11 protein-coding genes are annotated in these 13,783 nt (G+C 66.8%); 9 read left to right on the top strand and 2 right to left on the bottom strand.

What is annotated here, in order from left to right; genetic code table 11:
* The first annotated feature begins 214 nt into the window (after positions 1-214).
* From kdpF to AC6LKD_RS17845, 9 genes are all read left to right on the top strand, one after another.
* Positions 215-304, top strand: coding sequence for a K(+)-transporting ATPase subunit F (gene kdpF / locus AC6LKD_RS17885; protein WP_013391886.1), 90 nt, complete (start codon positions 215-217; stop codon positions 302-304).
* The gene (kdpA, locus tag AC6LKD_RS17880) at positions 304-2,106 is read left to right on the top strand and encodes a potassium-transporting ATPase subunit KdpA (RefSeq protein WP_498116983.1); all 1,803 of its coding nucleotides are present in this window, start codon (positions 304-306) and stop codon (positions 2,104-2,106) included. Before kdpF ends, kdpA begins: the two co-directional genes overlap by 1 nt.
* Positions 2,107-2,114: 8 nt before the next feature.
* Complete coding sequence (gene kdpB, locus AC6LKD_RS17875; RefSeq protein ID WP_498116982.1) at positions 2,115-4,274, top strand: potassium-transporting ATPase subunit KdpB; 2,160 nt, start codon at positions 2,115-2,117, stop codon at positions 4,272-4,274.
* 24 nt (positions 4,275-4,298) lie between these two features.
* Positions 4,299-4,907, top strand: coding sequence for a potassium-transporting ATPase subunit KdpC (gene kdpC, locus AC6LKD_RS17870; protein ID WP_492276110.1), 609 nt, complete (start codon positions 4,299-4,301; stop codon positions 4,905-4,907).
* 51 nt (positions 4,908-4,958) lie between these two features.
* Positions 4,959-7,745, top strand: coding sequence for a DUF4118 domain-containing protein (locus tag AC6LKD_RS17865; protein WP_498116980.1), 2,787 nt, complete (start codon positions 4,959-4,961; stop codon positions 7,743-7,745).
* Positions 7,746-7,757: 12 nt separating this feature from the next.
* The gene (gene kdpE / locus AC6LKD_RS17860) at positions 7,758-8,450 is read left to right on the top strand and encodes a two-component system response regulator KdpE (RefSeq protein WP_454667977.1); all 693 of its coding nucleotides are present in this window, start codon (positions 7,758-7,760) and stop codon (positions 8,448-8,450) included.
* A 117-nt stretch (positions 8,451-8,567) separates the two neighbouring features.
* Positions 8,568-9,344, top strand: coding sequence for a TorF family putative porin (locus tag AC6LKD_RS17855; protein WP_498116978.1), 777 nt, complete (start codon positions 8,568-8,570; stop codon positions 9,342-9,344).
* Between the two features lie 145 nt (positions 9,345-9,489).
* Positions 9,490-9,813 carry a hypothetical protein gene (locus AC6LKD_RS17850; RefSeq protein ID WP_498116976.1) on the top strand — a complete coding sequence of 108 codons (324 nt, stop codon included), beginning with the start codon at positions 9,490-9,492 and terminating at the stop codon, positions 9,811-9,813.
* A gap of 3 nt (positions 9,814-9,816) precedes the next feature.
* Positions 9,817-10,716 carry a 4-hydroxy-tetrahydrodipicolinate synthase family protein gene (locus AC6LKD_RS17845; protein WP_492276106.1) on the top strand — a complete coding sequence of 300 codons (900 nt, stop codon included), beginning with the start codon at positions 9,817-9,819 and terminating at the stop codon, positions 10,714-10,716.
* On the opposite strand, the gene AC6LKD_RS17840 is transcribed toward AC6LKD_RS17845, so the two are convergent.
* Both AC6LKD_RS17840 and AC6LKD_RS17835 read right to left on the bottom strand, forming a co-directional pair.
* Positions 10,694-12,235, bottom strand: a complete 1,542-nt coding sequence (locus tag AC6LKD_RS17840) for a methyl-accepting chemotaxis protein (protein ID WP_498116974.1) — start codon at positions 12,233-12,235, stop codon at positions 10,694-10,696. The genes AC6LKD_RS17845 and AC6LKD_RS17840 overlap by 23 nt on opposite strands.
* 214 nt (positions 12,236-12,449) lie before the next feature.
* The gene (locus AC6LKD_RS17835; RefSeq protein ID WP_492276175.1) at positions 12,450-13,706 is read right to left on the bottom strand and encodes an O-antigen ligase family protein; all 1,257 of its coding nucleotides are present in this window, start codon (positions 13,704-13,706) and stop codon (positions 12,450-12,452) included.
* Positions 13,707-13,783: the final 77 nt, after the last annotated feature.

The following is a 13,783-nucleotide window of genomic DNA, read 5'->3' as shown; positions in this document are numbered from 1 at the left end:
TACCCCCTGCTCCGTAACCTGCCGGTGTCCTGATTGGTCAATACGCCTGCCCGGCGCGCATCCCTATCCGCCGCGCAGGCCCGTCGTTCGAAGGGAGCGCCGCTCCCGGGAGGAAATACGTGGATGCCATTTATATCGCCGTCTTCGCCGTCATGGCCGGGCTGATCTTCGCCCTGCTCCGATTCTGCGAAGCCTTGTCTTCGGGAGAGCAACCATGAACTGGCTCTACTGGCTGAGCGGCCTGACGGCCGCCCTGTTGTTCGTGTACCTGCTGGTCGCGCTGTTCAAACCGGAGAAATTCTGATGACCGCCGAATTCATCGGATTGCTGGTCGTGTACCTGGCAGTCCTGCTAGCGATCGCGCCCCTGCTCGGGCGCTATATCCGCATCGCCATGGAAAACGGGCAGTCGCGGCTGACCGCCTGGGGCCGCCCGATAGAGCGCGGCATCTACCGGCTGGCGGGCATAGACCCGCAGGCCGAGATGGGCTGGAAGCGCTACGCCGTGGCGGTGCTGGCCTTCAACATCATCGGTATCGCCGCGGTCTACGCCTTGCAGCGCCTGCAGGGCGTGCTGCCGCTCAATCCCGCCGGCATGGGCGCGGTGTCGCCGGACTCCGCCCTGAACACCGCCATCAGCTTCGTCACCAACACCAACTGGCAGGGCTACGGCGGCGAATCGACCATGAGCTACCTGACGCAGATGCTGGCGTTGACGGTGCAGAACTTCGTCTCGGCCGCCACCGGCATTGCGGTGGTGTTCGCGCTGATCCGCGGCCTGTCGCGCCATTGCTCGGCCACCGTCGGCAATTTCTGGACCGACATGGTGCGCAGCACGCTGTATGTGTTGCTGCCGCTGTCCCTGGTGCTGGCGCTGGCGCTGGTCAACCAGGGCGTGATCCAGAACTTCAGCCCCTACCAGGAAGTCCAGACCGTCGAGGCTGTGCACTACGATCAGCCCCGCATGGACGCCCAGGGCCAGCCCGTGCTCGACGCCAAGGGGCAGGCCGTGACCGACCCCGCCGTCAGCAAGACCCAGACCCTGGCCATGGGACCGGTAGCGTCTCAGGAATCGATCAAGCTGCTGGGCACCAATGGCGGTGGCTTCTTCAACGCCAACTCCGCGCACCCCTTCGAGAACCCCACGCCGCTGGCGAACTTCCTGGAGATGCTGGCCATCCTGGCGATCCCCGCCGCGCTGTGCTTCTCGTTCGGCGAGATGGTCGGCAGCCGGCGCCAGGGCATCGCGATCCTGGCGGCCATGACGGTGCTGTTCGCGGTATTCGCGCTGTCCGCCGCCTACTTCGAGCAGCAGCCCAACCCGATGGCGGCCCAGGCGAGCGCAGACAGCACGCTCAGCGCCTTCTCCCCCGGCGGCAACATGGAGGGCAAGGAGACCCGCTTCGGCATCGCCGCCACCTCGCTGTTCGCCACCGTCACCACGGCGGCCTCCTGCGGCGCGGTCAACGGCATGCACGATTCGCTCAACGCCATGGGCGGACTGACGCCGATGTTGCTGATGCAGTTGGGCGAGGTCGTGTTCGGCGGCGTGGGCTCGGGCCTGTACGGCATGCTGGCCTTCGCCATCCTGGGCGTCTTCATCGCCGGGCTGATGATAGGCCGCACCCCGGAATACCTGGGCAAGAAGATCGAGGCCTACGACATGAAGATGGTCTCCATCGTCATCCTGGCCACGCCGCTGCTGGTGCTTTGCGGCACGGCCCTGGCGGTCTCGGTGGCGGCCGGCCAGGCCGGCGTGCTGAACCCCGGCATCCACGGTTTCTCCGAAATCCTCTATGCCCTGACGTCCGCCGCCAACAACAACGGCAGCGCCTTCGCCGGACTGTCCGCCAACACGCCGTTCTACAACGTGCTGCTGGGCATCGCCATGTGGTTCGGCCGCTTTGCCATCATCGTCGCCATCCTGGCGATGGCGGGTTCGCTGGCCGCCAAGCGCCGGCATCCCGCCGGCCCCGGCAGCATGCCCACCACCGGCCCCCTCTTCGTGGTGCTGCTGATCGGCGCGGTGCTGCTGGTAGGCGCCCTGACATACGTGCCCGCGCTCGCTCTGGGTCCGGTCGCGGAACACCTGCAATTGAAAGGCTAGGAATGAAAATGGCCAAGATTGAAACCTCTACTACTGGCGCCGGTGGCGGCGCCGCCCGCGCCGCGGCTAGCAGCGCCCATGAACGCCAGTTCGGCATGTGGTCACGCGCCCTGGTCGGCCCCGCCATGCTGGACAGTCTGCGCAAACTCTCGCCCGCCGCGCAGCTGAAGAATCCCGTGATGTTCGTGGTCTACGTGGGCAGCATCCTGACCACGGTGCTGTGGATCATGGCCCTGCGCGGCCAGGCCGAGGCGCCCGCCGGGTTCATCCTGGCGATCAGCGTGTGGCTGTGGTTCACGGTGCTGTTCGCGAACTTCGCCGAAGCCCTGGCCGAAGGCCGCGGCAAGCAACAGGCGGCAACGCTGCGTGGCTTGCGCACCACCATCGATGCCCGCCTGCTCAAGGGCTTTCGCGACGTCGACGCCAGCACGGCGCAGCCGGGCGAGTGGCGTAGCCGAACCGTCAGCCAGCCTTCGGGCCTGCTGCGCCGGGGCGACGTGGTGCTGGTCGAAGCGGGCGAAACCATCCCCGGCGACGGTCAGGTCATCGCCGGCGTGGCATCGGTGGATGAAAGCGCCATCACCGGCGAATCCGCGCCCGTGATCCGCGAATCCGGCGGCGACTTCTCGTCGGTCACTGGCGGCACCCGCGTGCTGTCGGACTGGATCTTCGTGCGTATCGCCGCCGATCCGGGCGAGAGCTTCCTGGATCGCATGATTTCCATGGTCGAAGGTGCCAAGCGCCAGAAGACGCCGAACGAACTGGCCCTCACCATCCTGCTGGTCGGCCTGACCGTGGTGTTCCTGCTGGTGGTCGTGACCCTGATGCCGTTCTCGATCTACGCGGTCAACGCCGCCGGCGGCGGCTCCGCCGTCACGGTGACGGTGCTGGTCGCGTTGCTGGTCTGCCTGATTCCCACCACCATCGGCGGCCTGCTGTCGGCCATCGGCGTGGCGGGCATGAGCCGCATGATGGGCGCCAACGTCATCGCCACCTCGGGCCGCGCGGTCGAAGCCGCGGGCGACGTGGACGTGCTGTTGCTCGACAAGACCGGCACCATCACCTTCGGCAACCGCCAGGCTTCGACCTTCCTGCCGGCGCCCGGCGTGTCCGCGCGCGAACTGGCCGATGCCGCACGCCTGGCCTCGCTGGCCGACGAAACGCCGGAAGGCCGCAGCATCGTCGCACTTGCCGACAAGTCCATCCACGCCCCGGCTCCGGCCATGGCGCACGCCGAGTTCGTGCCCTTCACCGCGCAGTCGCGCATGAGCGGCGTGAACCTGAACGGCCGCATGATCCGCAAGGGCGCGGTCGACGCCGTGCAGGCCTGGCTGGCCGCGCAGGACGCGACGGTGCCGGAGCAGGCCCTGCGCCTGGCCGAAGACGTGGCGCGCCGCGGCAGCACGCCGCTGATGGTCAGCGACGGCAACCGCGCGCTCGGCGTGGTCGAGCTGAAAGACATCGTCAAGCCGGACATCCAGTCGCGCTTCGCGGAACTGCGCCGCATGGGCATCAAGACCGTGATGATCACGGGCGACAACAAGCTCACGGCCGCTTCCATCGCCGCCGAAGCCGGGGTGGACGATTTCCTGGCCGAAGCCACGCCCGAGGCCAAGCTCAAGCTGATCCGCGCCTATCAGGCCGAAGGCCGGCTGGTTGCCATGACGGGCGACGGCACCAACGATGCGCCCGCGCTGGCGCAAGCCGACGTCGCGGTGGCGATGAACTCGGGCACCCAGGCCGCCAAGGAGGCAGGCAATATGGTGGACCTGGATTCCAACCCCACCAAGCTGATCGAGATCGTCGAAATCGGCAAGCAGATGCTGATGACCCGCGGCGCGCTGACGACCTTCAGCGTGGCCAACGACGTGGCCAAGTACTTCGCCATCATTCCGGCCGCCTTCGCCACCGTCTATCCGCAGCTCAACGTGCTCAACATCATGGGCCTGGCCACACCGGCCTCGGCCATCCTGTCGGCCGTGATCTTCAACGCGCTGATCATCGTGGTGCTGATCCCGCTGGCGCTCAAGGGCGTGCGCTACCGGGCGCTGGGCGCGGCCGTGCTGTTGCGTCGCAATCTGCTGATCTATGGCCTGGGCGGCCTGCTGGTGCCGTTTGCCGGCATCAAGCTGGTCGACATGGTGCTGGCCGCCCTGGGCTGGGCCTGAGCCCCACACTGCAAGGAACTCATCATGAAAAATTCCACTACCCTGCCGCGCCAAGGCGGCATCCTGCGCCCGGCGCTGGTCGTCTTCGCCGCGCTGTCGCTGGTGACCGGCCTGGCCTACCCCTTCCTGACCACGGGCATCGCCGCCGCCGTGTTCCCCCACGAAGCGGCCGGCTCGCTGATCAAGCAGGGCGAACGCGTCGTGGGCTCGGAACTGATCGGCCAGTCGTTCAGCTCGCCTGGCTACTTCTGGGGCCGTCCGTCCGCCACTGCGCCCATGCCATACAACGGCGCCGGCTCCGGCGGTTCGAACCTGGGGCCGCGCAATCCGGCGCTGGCCGACGCCATCCAGGCCCGCATCGCCGCGCTGAAGGCGGCCGATCCGGCCAACCCCGTGCCCGTGCCGGTGGACCTGGTCACCGCCTCCGGCAGCGGGCTGGATCCGCACATCAGTCCGGCTGCCGCGGCCTACCAGGCGGAGCGCGTCGCGCGCGCCCGCAACCTGCCGCGTGCGCAGGTCGACGCCCTGATCCAGGCCCATACCGAAAAGCCCTGGTTAGGCGTGCTGGGCGACGCCGCGGTCAACGTCCTGACGCTGAACCTGGCGCTGGACCAACTGCGTCCGGCGCGCTGATGCCGCGGCGTATAGTATTGCCAGCCGTTCCCTCCCACCTATTGCGCGTTCATGGCTGATATCGCTGGCGAGCGTCCCGATCCCGACGCGCTCTTGAAGACCCTGGACGACGCCGCGCGCCAGGCGGTGCGCGGCAAGCTGCGCGTCTACTTCGGGTCTTCAGCCGGCGTGGGCAAGACCTACGCCATGCTGGTGGCGGCCCGCGCGCAGGCCGCCCAGGGCATCGAGGTGCTGGCCGGCATCGTCGAAACCCACGGCCGGCGCGAAACCGCCACACTGCTGGAGGGCCTGCCCGTCTTGCCGCTGCAGGACGTGCCGTACCGCAGCCACGTGCTGAAGGAATTCGACCTGGACGGCGCGCTGGCCCGCCACCCGGACCTGGTGCTGGTGGACGAGCTGGCCCACTCGAACGCGCCCGGCTCGCGTCACGCCAAGCGCTGGCAGGATATCCAGGAACTGCTGACCGCCGGCATCGACGTCTGGACCACGCTGAACGTGCAGCATCTGGACAGCCTGAACGAAGCGGTAGGCAGCATCACTGGCGTGCGCGTCTGGGAGACCGTACCCGACGAGGTCTTCGACGCGGCCGACGAAGTCATCCTGGTGGATCTGTCGGCCGACGAATTGCTGCGCCGCTTGAAAGAAGGCAAGGTCTACCTGCCCGAGCAGGCCCGCCACGCCACCCGCAATTTCTTCCGCAAGGGCAACCTGATCGCGCTGCGCGAGCTGGCGCTGCGCCGCACCGCCGACCATGTCGACGACGACGTCCAGGCCTATCGCCGCGACCGCGCCATCGAGCCTGTGTGGCGCACGCGCGAGGCCGTGGTCGCCTGCATCGGCCCGGACGTGGACGCCGAATACGTCATCCGCAGCGCGCACCGCCTGAGCCAGCAGCTGGAATGCGATCTGCACGTGGTCACCATCGACACGCCGCGCGCGGCGCCGCCGCCCCAGGCCGAACAGGAACGCATCCAGCGCAGCCTGGCCCTGGCCGATGCGCTGGGCGCGCGCAGCGAAACCCTGGCCGGCGGCGACATGGTCGACGCCGTGGTGCGCTACGTGCGCCGCCACAACATTACCAAGGCCATCATCGGCCGGACCCGCGCCAGCGGCCTGCAGCGCCTGCGCCTGTCGCTGTCCGCGGTGCTGACCGCAGCCATCTCACCGGGCTGGCTGTGGCGCCGCCACAGCTTCGCCGACATGCTGGCCGCGGGCTGCCCAGAGATCGACATCATCCGCCTGGGCGCGCCGCCCCTGCCCGCCGCCGCAGCGCCCGGACGCGACCCGCTCACGCTGGGCCAGCGGGCGCGCCTGGGCGCCGACGAGCGCAATCCGCGGCCGCTGGCGGGCTATGCCTGGGCGCTGTGCTACTGCGCCGCCGCCACGGCGCTGTCCGCGCTGGCCTTCCCGGCCCTGCACCAGACCAATATCGTCATGCTGTTCCTGCTGGCGGTGGTGGCCGTGGCGCTGCGCCACGGGCGCGGGCCAGCCGCGCTAGCCTCGGTCATCAGCGTCGGGCTGTTCGATTTCTTCTTCGTGCAGCCGCTGGCGTCGTTCGCCGTGTCGGACGTGCAGTACCTGCTGACCTTCGGCGTGCTGCTGTCCGTGGGCCTGCTGATCGGCCAGCTCACAGCCGGCCTGCGGCTGCAGGCGCAAGCCTCGGTCAAGCGCGAAGCCGATGCGCGCAGCCTCTACGAATTCGCGCGCGAACTGTCGTCCGCGCTGCTGCCTGAGCAGATCGTCACTCTGGCCGGGGCCTTCGTGCATGCCACCTTCGGCTCGCGCTGCGCGCTGTACATCCTGGGCATGGACGACAGGCTGAAGCTGGCGTCTCCCGCCGCGGACGACATGCCGCCGCTGGAATCGGCGCTGGCCCAATGGGTCTACGACCACGGGCAGCCTGCGGGCGCAGGCACCGCCACCCTGTCCAACAGCGAGCTGCTGTACCTGCCGCTGAAAGCGCCCATGCGCACGCGCGGCGTGCTGGCGCTGGCGGCCCCGCGCCGCAGCCTGTTCTCGAATCCCGACTCGCGCCGCCAGATCGAAGCCTACGCCACCCTCATCGCCATCGCGCTGGAGCGGCTGCACTACGTGGAAGTGGCGCAGCAGGCGCTGGTCAGCATGGAATCCGAGAAGCTGCGCAACTCGCTGCTGGCGGCGGTATCGCACGATCTGCGCACCCCGCTGACCAGCCTGGTCGGCATGACGGACACGCTGATGCGCCAGCAGGCGGCGTTGCCGCCCGGCATCCACGACACCATCCGCGCCATGCGCGACCAGGCCCAGCGCATGCACGCGCTGGTCGTCAACCTGCTGGATATGGCGCGGCTGCAGAACCGCGACACGCCGCTGCGCCTGGAATGGCAATCCATCGAAGAGCTGGTCGGCGCCTCGCTTGCCGCCATGCGCGAACCGCTGGCCGCGCACCGCGTCGCCGTGGACAGCCTGTCGCAGCTGCCACTGGTGGAATGCGACGGCGTGCTGATCGAGCGCGTGCTGTGCAATCTGCTGGAGAACGCGGCCAAGTACACGCCCGCCGGCAGCACCCTGCGCGTGCATGCGGACGTGCACGAAGGCGAACTGCGAGTGGCCGTCAGCGACAACGGACCGGGCGTACCGCCGGGCGCGGAACGCCGTATCTTCGAGAAATTCACGCGCGGCGATCGCGAGTCCGCCACGCCAGGCGTCGGCCTGGGCCTGGCCGTATGCGAAGCCATCATCGCCGCCCACCATGGGAAAATCTGGGTCGAGCATGCGCCTGGCCAGGAATCCGGCGCGCAGTTCGTCTTCACTCTACCCCTGGGTACGCCGCCCCCGATCCAATCCGAAACCCCTTGAACGCCGCCACGCATGTTCGATTACCAGCCTACCGTCCTGATCATTGAAGACGACGCCAACATCCGGCGCTTCGTGCGCCAGGCCCTGGAAAGCGAGGGCTGCGCCGTGCACGAGGCCGATACCGTCAAGCGCGGCTTGATCGAGGCCGGCACCCGACAGCCCGACGCGGTGGTGCTGGACCTGGGCCTGCCGGACGAGGACGGCATGACCCTGATCCGCGAGCTGCGCGGCTGGACCGAAGTACCGGTGCTGGTGCTGTCCGCGCGCAGCGCCGAGGCCGACAAGGTCGCCGCGCTGGATGCAGGGGCGGACGATTACCTGACCAAGCCTTTCGGCGTCAGCGAATTGCTGGCGCGCCTGCGCGTGCTGCTGCGGCGGCACGCCAGGGGCGGCGCCGGCAACGCATCCGAAATCAGCTTCGGCGACGTGCGCGTGGACTTCGCCAGGCGCGTGGTCGAGCGCGGCGGCCAGCACGTGCACCTGACCGCGATGGAGTACCGGCTGCTGGCGGCGCTGCTGGCGCATCGCGGCAAGGTCATGACGCACCGCGAACTGCTGCGCGAAGTGTGGGGGCCGTCGCACGTCGAGAGCAACCACTACCTGCGCATCTACATGGGCCATTTGCGCCAGAAGCTGGAAGCCGACCCGGCCCAACCCGTCTACCTGCTGACCGAGATCGGCGTGGGCTATCGCTTCGCGGGCTGAGCCGCGCGCCGCGGACGCGCATTGACGCCGCGTTTACGCGCAGCCCGCAAGTCTTGTCTCGGCCTTTATGCCGTTCCTCCTATTGTTGCGATCCCATCCAACACCAGGAGCCCTCCCATGCCCCGCCACACCCTGGCCGCGTTCGCGCTGCTGACCCTGTCCGCCGCTCATGCCGGCAACGCGCTGGCCGCCGACGCGCCCACGGATTCAGCGCCGTCTGCTTCCGATTTCACCCTGACGGCCAATCTCACGTTGGCCAGCCAGTACCGCTACCGCGGCCTGATGCAAAGCAATAACAAGCCGGCCATCCAGGGCGGATTCGATCTGGTTCATTCCAGCGGTTTCTACCTGGGCAACTGGAACTCCAGCATCAGCTGGCTCAACGACAGCAACAGCGAAGTCTCCGCCCCCGTCGAAATGGACTTCTACGGCGGCTACAAGGGCAACCTCGCGCAGGACGTACCGGTAGACCTGGGCGTCCTGCAGTACTACTACCCCGGCGACTATCCGTCGGGCTACACCAGCCCTGACACCACCGAGCTGTACGCTGGCATCGGCTATGGACCGCTGATGTTCAAGTACTCCATCGCCATGACCAATCTGTTCGGTTTCGCGGACAGCAAGCACAGCCAGTACTTCGACCTGTCCGGCAACTTCGATACGGGCGTGTGGGGCCTGACGCTCAACGCCCACCTCGGCCGGCAACTGGTGCGCAACGTCGGCCACGCCAACTACACGGACTGGAAGCTGGGGCTGACGAAGGACTTCGGCCAAGGCCTGTCGGTATCGCTGGCCTATCTGGACACCAATGCCGACCGCGCCGTCTACACCAATACCCGCGGCCGCGACATGGGTCGAGCGACGGGCCTGCTGTCACTGACCAAGACTTTCTGACCGCAACCGGGCGTTGACGCGTTTTTTACGCGCCGCGTCCGCTTTTATCGGCGGGATTTATGGCGCGCTTCCTATAGTGGAACCGTCATCAACCAACCGGATCCCCGGAATGCCGCAAGCGGCGTCTCCGCCCCGCTCCCCCGCCATGATCCCCCGACTGCAAGCCCGCCCTTCCCCCATGCCCGGCATCCTGGCCGCGCAGCGCGCGCAAACCCGTGCCGACCTGGTCGCGCTGACCATCAGGATAGACACGCTGGACGCGCTGAACGTGCGGCTGGCGCTGCACCGCGCGCTGGGCGATCGCATCGGCGTCTACGTACTGTCGGTGGATCACGCCCATGCGCAAAGCGTGCTGCAGCTGCAATGCGAACGCGGACAGCTGGATGCCTTGATGCACGCAGTGATGTCCGGCCTGCCTCGCGCCGAGTTCGGCGCGGTGCGTCCGGCCCCTGCGATGACGGTGCAATAAGCCATGGACATGCCACGCAAGACCGCATTCGAGGGCATCTGGCTACCCATGGTCACGCCGATGCGCGGCGGCTATGTGGACCTGGACGCCGCCCAGGCGCTGGCCCGCTACTACCGCAACGCGGGCATCGCCGGCCTGGTGCTGTTCGGATCCACCGGCGAAGGCAATCTGCTCAGCATGCCGGAAAAGATCGACATGATAGAAGCCATATCCAGCGATCCGCACGCCTTGCCGCTAGTGTTCGGCGCGGGCGGCGTCGACACGCGCGGCGTGGCAACCGCGATCCGGCGCCTGGACAAGTATCGGCCGGCCGGGTATCTGGTGCCGCCGCCCTACTACCTGGGACCGTCGCAGGCCGGCATACTGTGGCACTATCGTCAGATCGCCTGGGCCACGGAACGGCCCATCATTCTGTACAACATCCCCAAGCGCGCCGGGGTGACGATGACGGTCGAAACCATGGAGGCGCTGGCCGCGCTGCCCAACTTCAGCGCCGTCAAGGAATGCAATCCCTCGGTGCTGTCGGCGCTGAACCGGCGCAGCGCACTGGCCCCGCTATGCGGCGAAGACATCGCGCTGCTGGACCACTTCCTGGCCGGCGGCCGCGGCGCCATCCCGGCCGCCGCGCATATCTATCCCGAGCGCTATGTCGAGGTCATGCAGCTGGCCCGCGACGGCCACGCGGAAGCCGCGCGCGAACTGTTCGAGCCGCTGCGCGGCCTGATCCGACTGCTGTTTGCCGAACCCAATCCCGCGCCGATCAAACGCGCCCTGGCCCTGCAGGGGCTGATCGCCGACGAGCTGCGCATGCCCATGACCAGCGCCAGCCGCGAGCTTGGACAACGCCTGCAACGGGCCATGAGCGCGGTGCAGGGCTCGCCTAGCCGGCTGCAGACAGCCTGAAGACGGACACCGCGTTCGCCAGTTCTCCCGCCTGGTCGCGCAGGGCGGCAGCCGACGCGGCGAACTCTTCCACCAGCGCGGCGTTCTGCTGCGTCACGCCGTCCAGATGCGTCACGGCCTGGTTGATCTGCTCGATACCCACGCTCTGCTCGGCCGAGGCCGTGGCGATCTCACCCATCAGCGGCGCGCTGGTGGCGGCCGACTCCAGCACGTTGCCCATCGTCGCGCTGGCCTGCTCCACGCGCTGGCTGCCACGCGCCACCGAATCCGCCGACGCTTCGATCAGCGTCTTGATTTCCTTGGCGGCGGTGGCCGAGCGCTGGGCCAGCGCGCGCACCTCGCCCGCCACCACCGCGAAGCCCCGGCCCTGCTCTCCGGCCCTTGCGGCTTCCACGGCGGCGTTCAGCGCCAGGATGTTGGTCTGGAACGCGATCTCGTCAATCAGCCGGATGATCTCGTCGATGCGCTGCGAGCTATGTGAAATCTCGCGCATGGCGTCGATGGCATGCTGCGTTTCATCGCTGCCCTGCCGGGCCAGTTGCGCTGCCTGGCCGGCCAGCGCGCTGACCTCGCGCACGTGTTGCGCGCTCTGCTGCGCGGTGGCGGTGATTTGCTCCACGCTGGCGGCGGTCTGCTCCAACGCGGCGGCCTGTTTCTCGGTACGGTCCGACAGGTCCATGCTGCCCGCCGCGATCTGCCGCGAGGCCGCGGCGATCGAGGTGGTGGAATGCACGATGCTGCGCACCGCCCCGTCCAGGCGTTCCTGCATCCGCGCCAGGGCGTCGAACAGGCGGCCGATCTCGCCGCGCTGGTTGCGCGGCACGCTGCCGGACAGATCGCCATTGGCCACGCGTTCGCATACCGCGACGGCCTGGTCCAGCGGACCGAGGACGTGCGAGCGGAAAAAGCGCAACGCCGCCGCCAACAGCAGCACCAGGAGGCCAAGCGTCACGCCGCCCTGCCGCCACAAGGTGGCATAGAACGCCTGATCGACGTCATCCACGTACAGGCCTGTGAACAACAGCCAGCCCCAGTCGGCGTCGTAGGCGGCGTAACTGATCTTGGGCAGCGCCTGTTCCGTTCCCGGCCGCGGGAATTGGTAGCGCGTATAGCCGCCGCCGGCCTTGCCCTGGGCGTAGAGGTTTTCGAAGATCGGCTGCCCTGCGCTGTCCTTGACGGACCGGACATTGGTACCGACCAGCTTGGGATCGGGGTGCACCAGCAGGTCGTAGCCGTCGCCGAAGGCGCCCACGTAACCGTCCTCGCCATAGCGCAGTTGCGCCAGCCGTCGCGTCACATTGCGCTTGGCCTCATCCAGAGGCATGCCCTCGCGCACGCTTTGCTTGCCGTTGCGCACGATGCTGGATGCCAGATCGAGGACGTGGCGCAATTCGGTCTTGCGCTCGGCCACCATCTCGGCGCGGCGCTCCCAGGCGTCCCAGGCGCCCAGGGCCAGTACGGCCACGCCGATCGCGAACACGAACCACAGCAGCTCCCTGCGCAAGCTGGAATTTTTCATAGTCCTCTTATCCTTGTTCATCCCACCATGAAACCAATCAAGGCAGAATGTGACGATTCATGTATTGTTTCGTCAGAATAAGGGACAGGGCAGGGGTTTTCGCCAAGTCCACACGGGACGTTTGATCTGGCGCAAGGTCCATAAAAAAAACGCAAGGCGCGCTTGCCTTGCGTTTTTTGGTGGCGATTTGCTCCGCCGTCCTTACCGCCCTGTCCTAGGCCGCCCGCCTGGCGCTCTCGGCGCGTGGCGTGGTGAGCGCTATCAGCGCCACAACAATCAAGGAATATGTGGGCACGCTGCGCATGTTGCGGAACATCATTTCAGTCAGGCTAAAAGCGCAGTAACCCAGACAGAACAACAGGCCCAACTGGGCACCTACGCGTATCACGCGATCGTCGCTGGCCAGCCTACAGAGGAATATGTAAGCCGGCAGGAGATACAGCGTCAGAATGCTCAACAGGCCCAGCAATCCATATCCCGACAAAGCGGCGAGCAGATCGTTGTGGGGTTCGCCATAGCCGTCGACGACCTCATGCGACACCACGCCTTGCTTTTCCAATTCGAGTAGTTCGCCACGGAAATTGCTCGGACCCACGCCGACGATCGGGCTTTTCTGGAACATGAGGATCGACGCATGCCACAGCTGGAGACGGATGCCGAACGAGGTGTCTCGATCGCCCGATGTGGAGAAGCTTTGCAAATCGGTCACGACCTCTTTCATGCGACTGCTGAAGTTCCAAATGCCAACCGCACTGACAACCAGAGCCACGCTGAGCGCCAGTGCGCAATATGCCTTGTGGCGACGGCTCCAGCCGCGGAGACCCAGTAGAAACACCACCGCCAGGATGGGAAGCAGCATCCAACTACTACGGGTTTGCGACAACCAGGTAGCCCATACACTCAAAGCGAAAGCCAGCACCTTGAGCCCATTTTCCGCGCGCGGCCAGCGCGTCGTGGCGCCCCAACCAATCGACAACAAGGACATCGAGCCGAACAGCAGGGTCATGTTGGCGAAGGCGACGGCGTTGTAACGGCCGCCGATATCGGCCACGGCGCCTCGATCCCAGAGCGTCATGGCGACGATCAGAATTCCCGCCCCCGCCAGCGCGCCTGCCAGAATGCTCCACTGGATCTGCTTCAGCCACTGTTGCGGCGCTCTGAGCAATAGCCAAAGCACCGGCACCGCCAGAGCAAACCGCAGCAACTTTTCCAATTCGGAATCACTCCAGACGCCTCGTACGACGGAAGTGACAATTAGGCAAAACAACGGCAGCAACAACGCCAGTGACATGGGCCACATGGCTTGGAAATCCATCGGTTCGTAGCGCTTGATCGCATTGACGGCCAGCGCAATCAACGCAATCAAGCCGCTTAGATAGACAATGGCCGGCCCCCCAACGGAGCTGGTCAAGGCCAGCGCAGGAACCAACAACACCAGCCATGTGGCCAAGGAAACATACAGTCGGGGCACAACACTCAACCTGAGAAAGACTAATGCGGCATGCATCATGCCGTTTGGCTAGTTACACAAAACCCGCCCGCCATGAC

The sequence above is a fragment of the Achromobacter sp. D7-1 genome, from assembly GCF_059760445.1.
The sequence above is the reverse complement of the archived record's forward strand: the minus strand, read 5'-3'. Positions and strand labels throughout refer to the sequence as shown.

Excerpts from the sequence above, each read along its gene's own strand:
- AC6LKD_RS17845 (WP_492276106.1), top strand. The coding sequence starts at position 9,817 with ATGGACATGCCACGCAAGACCGCATTCGAGGGCATCTGGCTACCCATG.
- kdpC (WP_492276110.1), top strand. The coding sequence starts at position 4,299 with ATGAAAAATTCCACTACCCTGCCGCGCCAAGGCGGCATCCTGCGCCCG.
- AC6LKD_RS17840 (WP_498116974.1), bottom strand. The coding sequence starts at position 12,235 with ATGAAAAATTCCAGCTTGCGCAGGGAGCTGCTGTGGTTCGTGTTCGCG.
- AC6LKD_RS17850 (WP_498116976.1), top strand. The coding sequence starts at position 9,490 with ATGATCCCCCGACTGCAAGCCCGCCCTTCCCCCATGCCCGGCATCCTG.
- kdpA (WP_498116983.1), top strand. The coding sequence starts at position 304 with ATGACCGCCGAATTCATCGGATTGCTGGTCGTGTACCTGGCAGTCCTG.
- kdpF (WP_013391886.1), top strand. The coding sequence starts at position 215 with ATGAACTGGCTCTACTGGCTGAGCGGCCTGACGGCCGCCCTGTTGTTC.
- kdpE (WP_454667977.1), top strand. The coding sequence starts at position 7,758 with ATGTTCGATTACCAGCCTACCGTCCTGATCATTGAAGACGACGCCAAC.
- kdpB (WP_498116982.1), top strand. The coding sequence starts at position 2,115 with ATGGCCAAGATTGAAACCTCTACTACTGGCGCCGGTGGCGGCGCCGCC.
- AC6LKD_RS17855 (WP_498116978.1), top strand. The coding sequence starts at position 8,568 with ATGCCCCGCCACACCCTGGCCGCGTTCGCGCTGCTGACCCTGTCCGCC.
- AC6LKD_RS17865 (WP_498116980.1), top strand. The coding sequence starts at position 4,959 with ATGGCTGATATCGCTGGCGAGCGTCCCGATCCCGACGCGCTCTTGAAG.